This is a genomic window from Rhodoblastus sp. (assembly GCF_052145335.1).
Classification (GTDB): domain Bacteria; phylum Pseudomonadota; class Alphaproteobacteria; order Rhizobiales; family Beijerinckiaceae; genus Rhodoblastus.
This window is the reverse complement of the sequence record NZ_JBKQOU010000091.1, coordinates 1-13,237: the sequence shown is the minus strand read 5'-3', so window position 1 is coordinate 13,237 and position 13,237 is coordinate 1. Positions and strand designations below refer to the sequence as shown.

The 13,237-nt window shown below is 62.3% G+C and carries 13 protein-coding genes and 1 pseudogene; 7 read left to right on the top strand and 7 right to left on the bottom strand.

Annotated elements, in window-relative coordinates; genetic code table 11:
- Positions 1-2: 2 nt before the first annotated feature.
- Positions 3-1,268 carry a polyhydroxyalkanoate depolymerase gene (locus tag ACLP2E_RS06450; protein WP_442463764.1) on the bottom strand — a complete coding sequence of 422 codons (1,266 nt, stop codon included), beginning with the start codon at positions 1,266-1,268 and terminating at the stop codon, positions 3-5.
- A 218-nt stretch (positions 1,269-1,486) separates the two neighbouring features.
- Here ACLP2E_RS06450 and ACLP2E_RS06445 point away from each other — a divergent pair, with 218 nt between their 5' ends.
- Both ACLP2E_RS06445 and ACLP2E_RS06440 read left to right on the top strand, forming a co-directional pair.
- On the top strand, positions 1,487-2,152 hold the full coding sequence (locus ACLP2E_RS06445) for an MBL fold metallo-hydrolase (protein WP_442463763.1): 666 nt from the start codon (positions 1,487-1,489) through the stop codon (positions 2,150-2,152).
- A gap of 41 nt (positions 2,153-2,193) precedes the next feature.
- Positions 2,194-3,015, top strand: a complete 822-nt coding sequence (locus ACLP2E_RS06440; protein WP_442465451.1) for a hypothetical protein — start codon at positions 2,194-2,196, stop codon at positions 3,013-3,015.
- A 115-nt stretch (positions 3,016-3,130) separates the two neighbouring features.
- Here ACLP2E_RS06440 and ACLP2E_RS06435 read toward each other — a convergent pair whose 3' ends face one another.
- Positions 3,131-3,436 (bottom strand): hypothetical protein, encoded by a 306-nt coding sequence (locus tag ACLP2E_RS06435; protein WP_442464585.1) that lies wholly within the window; start codon positions 3,434-3,436, stop codon positions 3,131-3,133.
- A 136-nt stretch (positions 3,437-3,572) separates the two neighbouring features.
- Here ACLP2E_RS06435 and ACLP2E_RS06430 point away from each other — a divergent pair, with 136 nt between their 5' ends.
- From ACLP2E_RS06430 to ACLP2E_RS06415, 4 genes are all read left to right on the top strand, one after another.
- Entirely contained in the window at positions 3,573-4,484 is a 912-nt protein-coding gene (locus tag ACLP2E_RS06430; protein WP_442465450.1) for a methyltransferase domain-containing protein, read from the top strand.
- A gap of 159 nt (positions 4,485-4,643) precedes the next feature.
- Positions 4,644-5,375, top strand: a complete 732-nt coding sequence (locus ACLP2E_RS06425; protein WP_442464587.1) for a CoA transferase subunit A — start codon at positions 4,644-4,646, stop codon at positions 5,373-5,375.
- The gene (locus tag ACLP2E_RS06420; protein WP_442465449.1) at positions 5,375-6,016 is read left to right on the top strand and encodes a 3-oxoacid CoA-transferase subunit B; all 642 of its coding nucleotides are present in this window, start codon (positions 5,375-5,377) and stop codon (positions 6,014-6,016) included. Before ACLP2E_RS06425 ends, ACLP2E_RS06420 begins: the two co-directional genes overlap by 1 nt.
- Before the next feature lie 113 nt (positions 6,017-6,129).
- Positions 6,130-6,789, top strand: coding sequence for a haloacid dehalogenase type II (locus ACLP2E_RS06415; protein WP_442463589.1), 660 nt, complete (start codon positions 6,130-6,132; stop codon positions 6,787-6,789).
- A gap of 692 nt (positions 6,790-7,481) precedes the next feature.
- Here the strand turns inward: ACLP2E_RS06415 and ACLP2E_RS06410 are convergent.
- The 4 genes from ACLP2E_RS06410 to ACLP2E_RS06395 all read right to left on the bottom strand — a co-directional run bounded on the left by ACLP2E_RS06410 (position 7,482) and on the right by ACLP2E_RS06395 (position 11,844).
- On the bottom strand, positions 7,482-7,808 hold the full coding sequence (locus tag ACLP2E_RS06410; protein ID WP_442463590.1) for a hypothetical protein: 327 nt from the start codon (positions 7,806-7,808) through the stop codon (positions 7,482-7,484).
- Positions 7,809-7,826: 18 nt separating this feature from the next.
- Entirely contained in the window at positions 7,827-9,029 is a 1,203-nt protein-coding gene (locus ACLP2E_RS06405; protein WP_442465448.1) for a pyridoxal phosphate-dependent aminotransferase, read from the bottom strand.
- Positions 9,030-9,166: 137 nt separating this feature from the next.
- The gene (locus tag ACLP2E_RS06400) at positions 9,167-10,384 is read right to left on the bottom strand and encodes a DUF1501 domain-containing protein (RefSeq protein ID WP_442463592.1); all 1,218 of its coding nucleotides are present in this window, start codon (positions 10,382-10,384) and stop codon (positions 9,167-9,169) included.
- A complete protein-coding gene (locus ACLP2E_RS06395) occupies positions 10,381-11,844 on the bottom strand; it encodes a DUF1800 domain-containing protein (protein WP_442463593.1) in 1,464 nt (487 codons plus the stop codon). Before ACLP2E_RS06395 ends, ACLP2E_RS06400 begins: the two co-directional genes overlap by 4 nt.
- Before the next feature lie 123 nt (positions 11,845-11,967).
- On the opposite strand from ACLP2E_RS06395, the gene ACLP2E_RS06390 reads away from it, so the two are divergent.
- The gene (locus tag ACLP2E_RS06390) at positions 11,968-12,528 is read left to right on the top strand and encodes a hypothetical protein (RefSeq protein WP_442465447.1); all 561 of its coding nucleotides are present in this window, start codon (positions 11,968-11,970) and stop codon (positions 12,526-12,528) included.
- 73 nt (positions 12,529-12,601) lie between these two features.
- Here the strand turns inward: ACLP2E_RS06390 and ACLP2E_RS06385 are convergent.
- Positions 12,602-13,171: pseudogene (locus tag ACLP2E_RS06385) on the bottom strand (LysR substrate-binding domain-containing protein); the annotation flags it as partial.
- Positions 13,172-13,237: the final 66 nt, after the last annotated feature.

Below are 13,237 nucleotides of genomic sequence, written 5' to 3'. Positions count from 1 at the left end.
GCTCAATGCGGTTTGTTGGCGTCGACCTTGGCATGGAAGGCGCAGACGCGCGGCGCGATTTCCTTGCGGAAGCGTGAGCCGTTGAATACGCCGTAATGGCCGACGTCCTTCTGCAGGTAATGCAGGCGCAGCTCCGGCGGAATGTTGGCGCAGAGGTCCTGCGCCGCCTCGGTCTGGCCGACGCCGGAAATATCGTCCTTTTCGCCTTCCACCGTCATCAGACCGACGCGGCGGATAGCCTTGAGGTCGACGAACGCGCCGCGATGCTTCATTTCGCCCTTCGGCAGCAAGTGATGCACGAAGACCGTATCGATGGTCTGAAGGTAAAATTCGGCGGTCAGATCCATCACCGCCAGATATTCGTCGTAAAAGTCACGGTGCTTTTCCGCCGAATCGCCATCGCCCTCCACCAGATGATTGAACATTTCGAGATGGGCGTTGACGTGGCGATCGAAATTCATCGCCATGAAGCCGGAAAGCTGGAGGAAGCCCGGATAGACCTTGCGGCCGACGCCGGGATAAGGGAAGGGCACCGTATGGATGCAATTCTGGCGGAACCATTGCGGCCCGCGCTTTTCCGCCAGCTTGTTGACCCCTGTGGGGTTGCGGCGCGTGTCGATCGGGCCGCCTTCGAGCGTCATCGAGGCGGGAACATGCGGGCTGTTCTCGGACTCCATGCGCGCCACCGCCGCCAGAACCGGCACCGAAGGCTGGCAGACCGCGAGAATGTGGAAGGGCGGCCCGCCGGCTTCGTTCAAGTGCTGGCACATGTCGGCGACGTAATCGATATAGTCATCGAGATCGAACTTGCCAAAGCTCAACGGGACGAGCCGGGCGTCTACCCAGTCGGTGATATGGACGTCATGGGTCTGCAGAAAAGTTTCAACCGTCCCGCGCAACAACGTCGCGTAATGACCGGACATGGGCGCGACGATCAGCAGGCGCGGCTGCCCAACCGCCGTCTCGGGCAGGAAACGCCGCTTGAAATGCAGCAATTGGCAAAAGGGCCGCAGCCAGACGATTTCCTCTTCGATCTCGACTTCCTGGCCCTCGACCATAGCCTTGTCCACACCAAAGGCCGGCTTGCCGTAGCGGCGCGTCATGCGCTCGAACAATTCCGCCGACGCGGCGAGATTGCGGCCCACGGCGGTGTAAGTGATGGGATTGACCGGATTCTTGAACGTCAGCCGGGTGAAATCGGAAAACGCCCGCGCCGGCGCCATCGCCAATTGAGCCATCTCAAAGAAATGATACGCGTAACGGTTCATTGTGCGACCTCATAACCCACGGCTCCATCTCTGGAGGGAGGGGTCAGCATGCTAGAGGAGAACATTTCTTCGGGCAAATAAAGCTTTGCTTCGCGCGCTAGGAACCAGGTGGAATTTGGTCGTAGAGAGGAGAACGTGAGCTTGCTTTTGTGCAAAGCCAAGCTGGCGTTCACAGGAACGTCCTTATTTTCTGGCAGGCGCGCACGGCTCCCGCTATCATGGCGGCGAAGGAGAGCGCCATGTCGCAGATAAAGGTGGCCATTGTTCCGGTTACGCCCTTCCAGCAAAACTGCGCCATCCTGATCTGTCAGTCCACGAATTTGGCGGCAGTGGTCGATCCAGGCGGAGACGTGCCGCTGATCCGTCGCGCCATCGAACAGACCGGCGCGAAAGTCGAAAAAATCTTTCTCACCCACGGCCATGCGGACCACGCCGGCGGCGCCGCGGAAATGCGCGAGATTTTCGGCGCGCCGATCGAAGGGCCGCACATCGCCGACAAGTTCCTGCTCGATAGCCTGGAGGCCGCTTCCGCAAGGTTCGGCTTTGCGTGCCGGAACGTCGTGCCGGACCGCTGGCTCGCCGAGGGCGACCAGGTGAGTTTTGGCGAGGCGAAACTCGACGTGCGTCACTGTCCCGGCCATACGCCGGGAAGCGTGGTTTTCATCAACGAGCCCATGCAATTCTGCCTGGTCGGCGACGTGCTGTTCGAGGGGTCGATCGGCCGCACCGACCTGCCGGGCGGCGATCACGCGGCCCTGATCCGGTCGATCGAGAATAAGCTGTTGACGCTGAATGATAAGATGACTTTTATCAGTGGTCACGGCCCCCTGAGCACCATCGGCGCCGAAAAGGCGCATAATCCGTTTCTTCAGCGACAAGCCTGACCGCGCATGACAGCGCGGCTTGGAGAAAGCCTGTTCCAGCCATGCCCCTTTGCAATCTCCTGATCCATCTGACCGGCGACGACAAAACGGAAAAGCGGCTGCGCTTCGCGGCCGAACTGGCGCGAAGCCGTGGCGCGCGGCTTACCGGGTTGTTCGCCCGCATCGCGCCAGCGCGCGAGGTCGGCGTTGTGAGCGACTGGCCGCCGGCTGATTATCTCGAGGCGGCCACCGCCTGCCGGGCCGCTTTTGACGCAGCCACCCAGGGAATCGACGCCGACTGGCAGGATCTCAACCGCGGCGCGGAAGGGGAGCTGATACCGCAATTCGTCGATTTTTGTCGCCATTTCGACCTGATCGTGCTCGACCAGCCGCGTGGCGAAGATCCGTTGACGCCACCCGATCTAGCCGAACAGGTGATCGTTCAGTCGGGCCGGCCGGTTTTGGTCCTGCCCTTCGCCGGCCAATTCGAGCGCGTGGGGGCCAGGCCGGTGTTCGGCTGGTCGGATTCGCGTTCCTCGGCGCGCGGCTTTTACGATGGCATGATGCTGGCGGCGGATGGGGCGGAGGCCGTGGTCGTCGGTCTTTCCAAGCCGGGCGACACCCAGGTGATGGCCTATCAGAAGGAATCCTTGCGTCTCGCCGTCGCCCACCTCGCCGCGCATCAAATCACCGCGAAGCCCGAGCAATTGTCGCTAAGCGAAATCGGCCTGATGGACGCCCTGCTCAACCTCGCGGCCGACCACAGCGCCGATCTGCTGGCGATCGGCGCCTTCGGCGGCGGCGGCTATCCGCTGTTTTCGCGCGGCAGCGGCTCGCGCTATATGCTCAAGCATATGACCTTGCCGGTATTGTTCTCGCACTGATTTGTTTTCGAGGGCCGCGACGGGTCGCGGGCGCCGCCCTTTATCGGCAAAGCAAAGCCCCGCGGGCGGGGCTTTGCTATCGAGACTGACTTGGCTTATCGAGACTGACTTGGGATCACTGGCAGACGCGCATCCGGCGGCGGCCGATGAAATTGCCGTATTCGTCGTAGACCGGCCGGCGCTCGACCCAGCAGGCGGGGCCGGGGCCATAAACGGGGTGAGCGGCGCTGGCCGCGGCGGCGCCCAGGGCCATGCCGCCGAGGACGCCGGCCGCTACGGCGGGGCCTGGGCCCCAGCCCCAACCGCCGCCGCGATAATAATATTGCGCGGAAGCCGGCGTCGCGAGCGACAGGCCGAGAGTCAGGGCGGCGAGCGCGCCGACGGTGACTTTTTTCCAGGAAACGTTCATTGCAACGCTCATTTATCTCTCCTTCGAATCACTTGCCCCCCGGCGCAAAACCCGCTTGATGCGCAACATGCCGCGATCCGCCTGAACATGGGCTGAACGGATTGCATCGCAAATTTGTCCTTTTTAGGCAAATATCTCAGATTGATACATGACACACGAAAATTCCTCCGGCGACCTCGCCGCCGACCGCCGTTATCAATGGGGCCTGGGCGCCAATGAACGCGGCGATTTCGACGCCGCGCGCGATCTTTTCGTCCAGACGCTCGAACTCGCGCCGTCCTGGGCCCCCGGCTGGTTTGCCTTGGCGCAGGCGCTGGAATCGCTCGGCCGCTTTGATGAGGCCATCGAGGCCTATGCAAAAACGCTGGCCCTTGACGCGGAAGACGCGTTCGGCTCCGCTTTGTGCCTGGCCAATCTCGGCGCCCGCGCCGCGCCGAAAACCGCGCCGCGCGCCTATGTGAAAACCCTGTTCGACCAATATGCGCCGCGTTTCGACCGTCATCTGGTCGAGTCGCTGGCCTATCGCGGTCCGCAAATCCTCGCCGAGGCGGTGGAGAGGGCGGCGCCGGGCCAGACTTTCGCCCATGCGCTCGACCTCGGCTGCGGCGCCGGCCTTTTTGGCGCGACGTTCCGGCAAAAGGCGCGATTCCTGACCGGGGTGGACCTGTCGCCGGCGATGATTTTTCAGGCGCAGGGAAAAGGGCTTTACGACCGGCTGGCCGTAGCCGATCTGGTCGAGTTTTTGCAGGCCGAGCCCGAGGCGAGCGCCGGTTTCGTCGCCGCCGCCGATGTCTTCGTCTACATCGGCGATCTCGCCCCGGTTTTTTCCGCCGTTTCGCGTGTCCTCGCGCCGGGCGGCCTTTTCGCCTTCACCGCGCAGGATAGCGGCGAAGATGGATTTCGCGTTGGTGCGGACCGGCGCTTTTCCCACGGTGAACCCTATCTGGCGGCCTGCGCCGGGCAAAGCCGGTTCACCGTCTTGGAAATTTCCGCCGCCTCGACGCGCAAGGATCGCGGCGTCGACACGCCAGGATGGGTCGCAGTCCTTCGTCGGATCTAGACCGACGTGCGACTACATCGGATCGCTCAGTCTAGTCTTTTGTTTTACGCCTTTTCTTCAGGTCCAGGGATGGTCGCTTCGCCCGTAAACGCTATGGACCGGAACGAATCGCGGCTTTAAGGTGGCGCCGCAAGAATTTCCTAGAATCGGGATGGAAACATGAAGAAAGTTTTTCCAGACGCCAGGTCCGCCATGGACGGCCTGGTCAAGGACGGAATGACGTTGATGGCCGGGGGGTTCGGCCTCTGCGGCATTCCCGAAACCTTGATCGAGGCGGTCAAGGAATCGGGCGCGAAAAACCTCACCTTCATCTCCAATAACGCCGGGGTGGACGGGATCGGCCTCGGCGTCCTGCTCGCGACCAGGCAGGTCAAGAAAATGATCTCGTCCTATGTCGGCGAGAACAAGCTGTTCGCCCAGCAATTCCTCGGCGGCGAACTGGAGATCGAATTCAACCCGCAAGGCACCCTGGCCGAGCGCATCCGCGCCGGCGGCGCCGGCATTCCCGCTTTCTTCACCAAGACCGGCTATGGCACGATTATCGCCGAGGGCAAGGAAACCCGGGCATTCAACGGCGAAAATTACGTCATGGAGACGGGTCTGGTCGCCGATGTTTCAATCGTCCACGCCTGGAAGGGCGACACCGAAGGCAATCTAATCTTCCGCAAGACCGCGCGTAATTTCAATCCGATGATGGCCACGGCAGGCAAGATCACGGTGGCCGAGGTCGAACATTTGTTCGAGGCCGGCCAGCTCGATCCGGACACCATTCACACGCCAGGCATTTACGTGAAGCGGATCGTGCACGTGCCCCACCCGACCAAGCATATCGAACAGCGCACCACGCGCAAGCATACCAGCCCGGCGGCCGCTGCTGGAGGAGACATCTGATGGCCTGGACACGCGATCAAATGGCCGCCCGCGCGGCGAAAGAGCTGCGCGACGGTTTCTACGTCAATCTCGGCATCGGCATTCCGACGCTGGTCTCCAACTTCATCCCCGAGGGGATGAATGTGCAGTTGCAGAGCGAAAACGGCATGCTCGGCATGGGTCCCTTCCCCTATGAGGGGCAGGAGGACGCCGATCTGATCAACGCAGGCAAGCAGACCATCACCGAACTGCCGACAACCAGCTATTTCTCGTCCGCCGACAGTTTCGCGATGATTCGCGGCGGCCATATCGACCTGTCGATTCTCGGCGCGATGCAGGTGGCGGAGAACGGCGATCTCGCCAACTGGATGATCCCCGGCAAGATGGTCAAGGGCATGGGCGGCGCGATGGATCTGGTCGCCGGCGTCAAGAAGGTCGTGGTGGTGATGGAGCATGTCGCCAAGGACGGCCCGAAATTTCTGCACGCCTGCAACCTGCCGCTGACCGGCGCGAAGGTCGTCGATCTGCTGATCACCGATCTGGGCGTCTTCTCCATCGACAAGCATGGAAACGGCGGCGCGAAACTGATCGAACTGGCCGAAGGCGTGACGGTGGACGAAATCAAGGCCAACACCGAAGCGACTTTTGTCGTCGCGCTGTAAATCTTTGCGGCGGGGTTCGCCCCGCCGAATTCTTTCCGCCGCATTTGAACAAGACGTGGTTTCTGCTTGTTTTTAGGAGCACCCGCTCCAGCCTCGGCGTTGCAAGAGGTGAAATGGTATTTCCTCTTTATGTTTTCGACGCCTACGGCACTTTGTTCGACGTGCATTCCGCCGTCGCGCGCCACAGGGTGCTGGTCGGTTCGCAGGCCGAGCGCCTGTCGGAACTCTGGCGCACGAAACAGCTCGAATATGCCTGGACGCGCTCTTTGATGGGCGCCTATCGCGACTTCGACGCCCTGACCCGCGACGCGCTGGATTTCGCCGCCGCCCGCTGCGGCGGCATTTCCGCCGAGGCGCGGGAAAAACTGCTTGAAGCCTACGAGACGCTCGACCCCTATGCCGACGCCGCCCCGGTGCTGGCGGCGTTGCGGGCGCAAGGGGCCAAGACCGTGATTCTGTCCAATGGAACGACGGCGGGGCTCGAACGCGCCGTCCATTCGGCCGGACTGGCGGATTTGCTCGACCCATCGCTCTCGGCTGACGCGCTGCGCGTCTTCAAGACCGCGCCCGCCGTCTACCAGATGGTCTGCGATCGCTATGGGTTCCGGCCGGAACAGATTTCCTTCCAGTCTTCCAATCGCTGGGATGTGGCGGGGGCGGCGAAGTTCGGCTTTCGCACGGTCTGGATCAATCGATCCGGCGCTCCGGATGAATATCTGGACCTGCCGCCGACGCTGATCGCCGCCAGTTTGGCGGCTTTGCTCGACGCATAAAAAAGAGGCCGCCGGAAGATCCAGCGGCCCAAGTCTAGGGAGGAAACGCCCAAGGAGGGCATGCGGAACAGGCAAGGCCCGTTCCACAATTCGAAATCTATGCTGCGTCGCACAATATGTCAAGGGGTTTTGCTGCAGCGCAGCAAAAATTTTGTGCAACACTGCGGTGTTGGCTGAAAACATTGCGAAATCGAAGGAGAAACTGGAGCGGGGCCTTCACCTGCCGCCCCAACAAACCTGTCCGCGAGTCCCGGCGCGCATCTGCGGCGCGGAAAATCGCGCTCTGGTTGCAAAAATTTGCGGACGTGGCGAAGGTCGAAAAAAGTTAAAAAACGCGCGATTTTACGATTAATCTGCGATAAAACGCGTCAATTTCTCTCCTTTTTCGTTCGTTTTAGCCCTGTTTAGCCGACTCAACCGCAAGGTTGCGCTTTGTGGCCCAGGAGGCGCGGACTGAAGGTTTGCCAACAGAAAATCGTTTTATTTCAAAGCGGAAAAGCGGCGGGAGCCGGCCGGGAACAGGCAAAGTTTCACGTGAAACAAAACGAGAACAAAGCTCACGGCGGTTAATTGCGCTTTTCACTCCCCATTTTCACTTTCACTTTTTCATCTCCACGCGCAGATGAGGCCAAACCCGATTATGTCGCGCACTTCGCAGGGCCGGATTCGCAAGCGGCTGGATCTGTACAGAACTATTGCTGCGACAGGACGCGATATTCTTCGTCGTTATAACCGCGCTGGATCATGATCGCGTGTTCAGCGCCTGAGTGGTCGCGCCATTTCGCCTTGCAAAGCTGCGGCCCGCACAGGACTTCGGGAAAACGATAGAGCGGCCTGCCGGAATTGATCATTTTCAAGCCGTAATTGGCGTCGGGCTTCCAGCCATGCGCCAACAGGGTCTCGCGCAATTCGCGGTAGCTTTGTCCCGAATGAATGTCCTGCGCCGAGCCGGGGAGTGCGGCCAGCACCAGAACGAGGCCGCCGACAAGGGCCGCAACATTTCGCCGATTCGTCTTCATGCCGTCTCCTGTTCGAGTTTATCTCAATGAAGCACAAAAATCCTGGATCTTCGCGCAGGCTTTTTCCAACGCCTCGTTGGAGGTGGCGTAGCTGACGCGGAAATTCGGCCCCATGCCGAAGGCTGAGCCCTGTACCACCGCGACGCCCTGTTCTTCCAGCAGCGCCGTAACGAAATCCACGTCGCTGTTGATTATTCTTCCTCCGGCGGAAGTCCGGCCGATGGCTTGCGCGCAGGAAGGATAGACGTAAAAGGCGCCTTCCGGGCAGTGGGCGGAAAGATGCTTCGCCTGATTGAGCATGGAGACGACGAGATCACGCCGGATTTCGAAAATCTTGCGGCTTTCGGCGATGAAATCCTGCGGCCCGTTCAACGCCTCCACCGCCGCCCATTGCGCGATGGAGCAGGCGCCCGAAGTCTGCTGCCCCTGGATCAGGTCCATCGCCTTGATCAGCTTTTCCGGGCCGCCGGCATAGCCGATGCGCCAGCCGGTCATGGCATAGGCTTTGGATACGCCGTTCATCGTCAAAGTGCGGTCGTAAAGCGCCGGCTCGACCTGCGCCGGCGTTTTATAAACGAAATCGCCATAGACGAGATGTTCGTAGATGTCGTCGGTAAGGATCCACACCTGCGGATGGCGCAGCAGAACATCGGTCAGCGCCTTCAGTTCGGTCTCGCTATAGGCGGCCCCGGAAGGGTTGGAAGGCGAATTCAGGATCGCCCATTTCGTGCGCGACGTAATCGCCTGTTCCAGCGCTTCCGGCAGCAGTTTGTAGGATTGTTCCGCCTGCGTTTCGACGATGACCGCGGTCCCGCCGCAAAGAGCGACGATTTCCGGATAGGACACCCAATAGGGCGCCGATACGATCACTTCATCGCCCGGATTAAGGCTGGCCATCAAGGCGTTAAACAATATCTGCTTGCCGCCCGCGCCGACGATGCACTGCGACGGCGCGTAATCAAGCCCGTTCTCGCGTTTGAATTTTTTGACGATGGCCTCGCGCAGCGGGAGAATGCCGGCGACCGGACCATATTTGGTCTCGCCGCGCCGGATCGCGTCGACGGCCGCCGCCTTGATATTGTCCGGCGTGTCGAAATCCGGCTCGCCAACGGAAAGGCTGATGATTTCGCGCCCCTGCGCTCTCAATTCCCGCGCCTTCTGCGTCACCGCAATGGTGGCGGAAGGTTTCACACGGGAAAGGGCGTCCGCGAGGAAGGCCATTGTTTGCCCTGGGGGTGCAAAATTGTGCGCGACCTTACTGCCGGGAGGAAAAAAGGGAAGCCGGAATCTTTTACAGCCGTGTCGGCGCTGTTCGCTGGCGCCCCCTGCTTTGCGCAGGCGGAGAAAGGGGAAGGGCCTCAGGCAACCAGTCCCGCCAGTGGTTTCACCGCCGCACTGTCGGGAAACACATTCGTTGCCAATATCCCCGCAGGCGCCTCGAAATGTTCGGCCAGCACGCCCTTGAGCACAGCGCGAAGGTCGGTCGTCGGCGTGAGGTCGCGGGTTTGGTAGAGTTTGGAATCGGCGAGGCCCGGCCAGTCGTAGACGCCGCGTCCGCCTTTGACCGCGCCGCCGGCCAGCAAGGCGAGGGTTCCGACGCCGTGATCGGCTCCCGCCGTGCCGTTGATGCGCACGGTGCGGCCGAATTCGGTCACCGCGACGATAATGGTCGCACCCCATATATCGCCGAGGCCGCCTTGCAATTCGTCGAAAGCGCCGTCGAGGCCGGTGAGAAGCTGCGCCAGCCGGCCGCCGACCGGGCCTTCGTTGACATGGGTGTCCCAGCCCTCGAAGGACAGGGTGGCGATGCGCGGTCCGTCCGGCGCACGCATCAGCCGCGCCGCGCCCTGCGCCGCCTGTCTCATGCCGGCGACGGAATCCAGGCCGCCCCGCGGGCGCTGATCGCCGCCCATGCCGGAATCGCGCGCCAGAACCTCGACATGCAATCCCTCGGCGAGCGCCTTTTGCAGGACGGGATCGCGCTGGCCATAGAGGTCGAGCAGGCGGCTGGCGAGATCGTCGGAGGCCGGAGCGATATTCTGCGGCGCCCAGCCGAGCGCCGGCGCTGCGCCGCGCAATATCAGCGGCGCGGTGGCGCCGACGCCCAGCCCTTCGCCGGAAGCGCGAACGCCGCGCGCGGGCAAAGCGGCGATGAAACGGTTGAGCCAGCCGTCGCGGACGAGGCCGGGAATAGGCTGGCCGCTCTCCAGCACGTCCTGACCGTCGAAATGCGAACGTTCGCGATAGGGCGTGGCGACCGCCTGGACGAAAAGCGCCTGTCTCGCGTCATAGAGCTTCTTGAACGTCGGCAGCGCGGGGTTGAGCGCGAACAGCGCGTCGAGCGGCAGGGCAGCCTTGTCGCCGGAAGTCTGCAACGCCAGGCCGCCGCGCTGGCGGAGATAATCTGGATCGCCGACCGGGGCCACGGCGCCCAGCCCATCGAGCGCGCCGCGTAAAATGATGACGATCAGGCGAGGATCGCGCGTCGCGGCGCTCGCCCAGTTCGGGAGGGTGGCGGCGACGAACAGGCTGGCCGAGCCGATCAGGGCCTGACGGCGATTGACGGAATGGGTCATCTTCTTTGCGCCTCCGGCGCCATCAGCAGAAGGGCGAGGCCCTGCGCCCTGGTTTCGGCGCGGGCGACGGTTTTCCGCGTTTCGTCGGAAGCGCCTGCCCCGAAAGCGGCGTCGAGCAATTCGCGGGGGTCCGGTGGATCGCGCAGGCGATTGGCCCATTGCGACGCCAGATCGAGCCGCAATTTCATGCCTTCCGGCGAGGTCCAGGCGGCGGAATCGTCAGGAAAGCCGTTGGGGCCGGGCGGCCGCCACAATGGCTGGCCGAGCATGGCGAGGCTGGAGAGAACGGGTCCGGGATCGTCGGGCGCGCGCCCGAACAGCCGGGCGCTGGCGAGGCAATATTCCCAGGGCGTGCGCATTTTAGTCGGCGGCGCGGCGAAGGCTTCCGGCGAATCGACCAAAGCCAGCGATACGGCGCGAAGGTCGCCGTCGGTTTTGACGAAGACCTGTGCGAGACGATCGACCAGAGCCTGCGGCGGCGCGTCGGCGATGAAATGCTTAGTTAGTTTTGTCGCCAGATGGCGCGCGGTTTCCGGCCGGCGGGCAAGGGCGAGCAGGGCGGCCTGCGCCTGGTCCTGCCCGGCCTGCAGATAGTCGGCGCCGAGCAGTTTTTGCGCCCCCGGCTCATGAATATGGGGTTGGAAGACAAAAGAGCCGGGCGTCCCCAGCTTTCCCTCGCGTCCGACGAAACGCCAGCCGGTGAGCATGTTGGACAAAGCGATCACATCGGCCTGGCTGTAGCCGCCGTTGACCCCGAGCGTGTGCAATTCGAGGATTTCGCGGCCGAGATTTTCGTTGCGGCCGCGATGCTGCTTCTGGCCGGCGGGGGAGTCCGGTCCGATGCTCTGCTGGTTGTCGAGATAGAACAGCATGGCCGGATGGCTTTCGACCGCCAGCAGCATGTCGGAGAAACGGCCAAGCACATTTGGCCGGATCGCTTCGCGCTCGAAGGCTCCAGCGGCGGCGCGGGTCGGGCCGCCCTTGGCGACGGAAATGGCAAAATGATTCGACCAGAAGGCGACTAGCCGTTCGACCAGGCCAACTCGGGCGATGAAGGCGCGGTTGATGCGGGCGCGGGCGTCGGCGCGAAAGAACATATGGTCTGCCGAGGGCGGCTTTGGCGGCTTGGCCGCCATGGCGCCGGGCGGGTTGGCGCTCGGCGGCGCGACCGCTTCGGGCATGGTTTTTTGCGCGGCGATATCATTTTCCATGGCGAGATTTTGCGCGAGTTTTTCACGCTCGGCCTTTTTCGCGTCTTCTTCGGCGAAAAAAGTTTGCAGCGCGGCGTCGCCGCTGGGCAGGCCCGGGCCGGCGAGCAGGGCCGCTCCCGGCGATTCGAGTTCGGCGTGCAGGAATCCGCGCGGATCCAGGCTGGCGGCGGCGAGGTCGCCGTCGCCGCAAGCGCCGAAACCGAAGCGCGTCAGGGCGATAAATCCCTGTCTTTCATCTCTCACGGCCATGGCGCTCTTTCGTTCCAGCTTGTCGGACCAATAAAGCACCGCCTGTCTGAAAGCGGCATGAACGAATCGAGCTGAAAAACACTGCGGCAGAATTTCTAAACCTCTCGCTGGCAGTATGCAGCCATGAATCCAAAAGCCACCTTCGGCCGTCGAAGCCGTAACACCAAGATTCCCGCCGCGTCCGCCGTCTCGTTAGAACCGGCGCTGCGCCCGGAACAGCGCGCCTTGCTGTTCGATGGCCGTGAGGCGCTCTCGTCTAAAAAACCTGTATCGACCGGAGAAATTGCGCCTTGGTCGGGTCTCGCCGCCTTCGCCGCCGGTTTCGCGGTCACCGGCCTCGTCGTCGTTTCCCTTCTGGTGAGCGGCCCGCAGGAGCCGGTCGCGCTCGCCAGTTCGATTTTCGCCACCGGCTCCAATCTCTCCGCCAATCTCTGGCTGACGCAAAAATTCTGCGCCTGGGCCCGACGTCCCGGCTTGCCGGCCTTCGCCCTGACCGGCGCGGCGCTGGGCGTCGGCGTGCCCTTCGTCACCGAACAACTCGGCTTCGGCGAGACGGAATTGGGCTTTGGAATGGAGGCCCTATCCGGCGCCGGCGCAGCGCTGCTTTACCGATTGCTGGCCGGACGAACTGCTTTTCCCCGAATTTCGGGTGAAATAGCAAAAAATGAAAATGGCAAAAAGTGAAAATGACGAGGTGAAAACGCCTGATTTGCCTCAGTCCCGGCTCGGTCTGCTTGCGGCTCGCATAATAGGCGAAAAAGGCGGGACCGGTGGACGCCCAATCGGGAAGCACGATTTCCAGGGCGCCTGAGGACACTTCCTGTTGCGCACGCCGTTCGAGAACATAGCCCAGGCCGACGCCTTGCCGCGCGGCGTCGACTGTTGTTTCAGTGTCGTTCGCCGCCAGCGGGCCTTGCACTTCGAGGCGAACCATGTCGTCGCCGTCGCCCAGTTCCCATTTGAAAACGGAATTGTCGCCCAGACGCATCCTGATGCAATCGTGATTTAGCAGATCGGCTGGAGTTTGCGGGTATCCGCGTTGCTGGAGATATTCCGGTGACCCGATCACGACCCAGCTCAGCGGAGGCGTCAGCGCGACCGCGACCATGTCTTCCGGCGCCGTGCCACCATACCGCACTCCCAGATCGAAGCCTTCCGCGATGATATCGACGGGCCTGTCTTCGGCGGTGATAATCAGCTCAACCTGGGGATAGGCGGCGACGAACGCGCGCAAGATCGGTCCGATTAGCAGGCGCCCCGCGTCGCGGGGAATGTTGATGCGAAGTTCGCCGACAGGGTTCTCCCGAAAGGTCTCGATTTCGCCCAAAGCTTTGGCGATGGTCTCAAACCCTTGATCGAGGCGTTGGGCCAGGCGCTTGCCGATCAGGGTCGG

What these genes read in the sequence shown, in the direction of transcription:
- ACLP2E_RS06450 (WP_442463764.1), bottom strand. Translation starts at nt 1,268, where the DNA reads ATGAACCGTTACGCGTATCATTTCTTTGAGATGGCTCAATTGGCGATG.
- ACLP2E_RS06445 (WP_442463763.1), top strand. Translation starts at nt 1,487, where the DNA reads ATGGCGGCGAAGGAGAGCGCCATGTCGCAGATAAAGGTGGCCATTGTT.
- ACLP2E_RS06440 (WP_442465451.1), top strand. Translation starts at nt 2,194, where the DNA reads ATGCCCCTTTGCAATCTCCTGATCCATCTGACCGGCGACGACAAAACG.
- ACLP2E_RS06435 (WP_442464585.1), bottom strand. Translation starts at nt 3,436, where the DNA reads ATGAGCGTTGCAATGAACGTTTCCTGGAAAAAAGTCACCGTCGGCGCG.
- ACLP2E_RS06430 (WP_442465450.1), top strand. Translation starts at nt 3,573, where the DNA reads ATGACACACGAAAATTCCTCCGGCGACCTCGCCGCCGACCGCCGTTAT.
- ACLP2E_RS06425 (WP_442464587.1), top strand. Translation starts at nt 4,644, where the DNA reads ATGAAGAAAGTTTTTCCAGACGCCAGGTCCGCCATGGACGGCCTGGTC.
- ACLP2E_RS06420 (WP_442465449.1), top strand. Translation starts at nt 5,375, where the DNA reads ATGGCCTGGACACGCGATCAAATGGCCGCCCGCGCGGCGAAAGAGCTG.
- ACLP2E_RS06415 (WP_442463589.1), top strand. Translation starts at nt 6,130, where the DNA reads ATGGTATTTCCTCTTTATGTTTTCGACGCCTACGGCACTTTGTTCGAC.
- ACLP2E_RS06410 (WP_442463590.1), bottom strand. Translation starts at nt 7,808, where the DNA reads ATGAAGACGAATCGGCGAAATGTTGCGGCCCTTGTCGGCGGCCTCGTT.
- ACLP2E_RS06405 (WP_442465448.1), bottom strand. Translation starts at nt 9,029, where the DNA reads ATGGCCTTCCTCGCGGACGCCCTTTCCCGTGTGAAACCTTCCGCCACC.
- ACLP2E_RS06400 (WP_442463592.1), bottom strand. Translation starts at nt 10,384, where the DNA reads ATGACCCATTCCGTCAATCGCCGTCAGGCCCTGATCGGCTCGGCCAGC.
- ACLP2E_RS06395 (WP_442463593.1), bottom strand. Translation starts at nt 11,844, where the DNA reads ATGGCCGTGAGAGATGAAAGACAGGGATTTATCGCCCTGACGCGCTTC.
- ACLP2E_RS06390 (WP_442465447.1), top strand. Translation starts at nt 11,968, where the DNA reads ATGAATCCAAAAGCCACCTTCGGCCGTCGAAGCCGTAACACCAAGATT.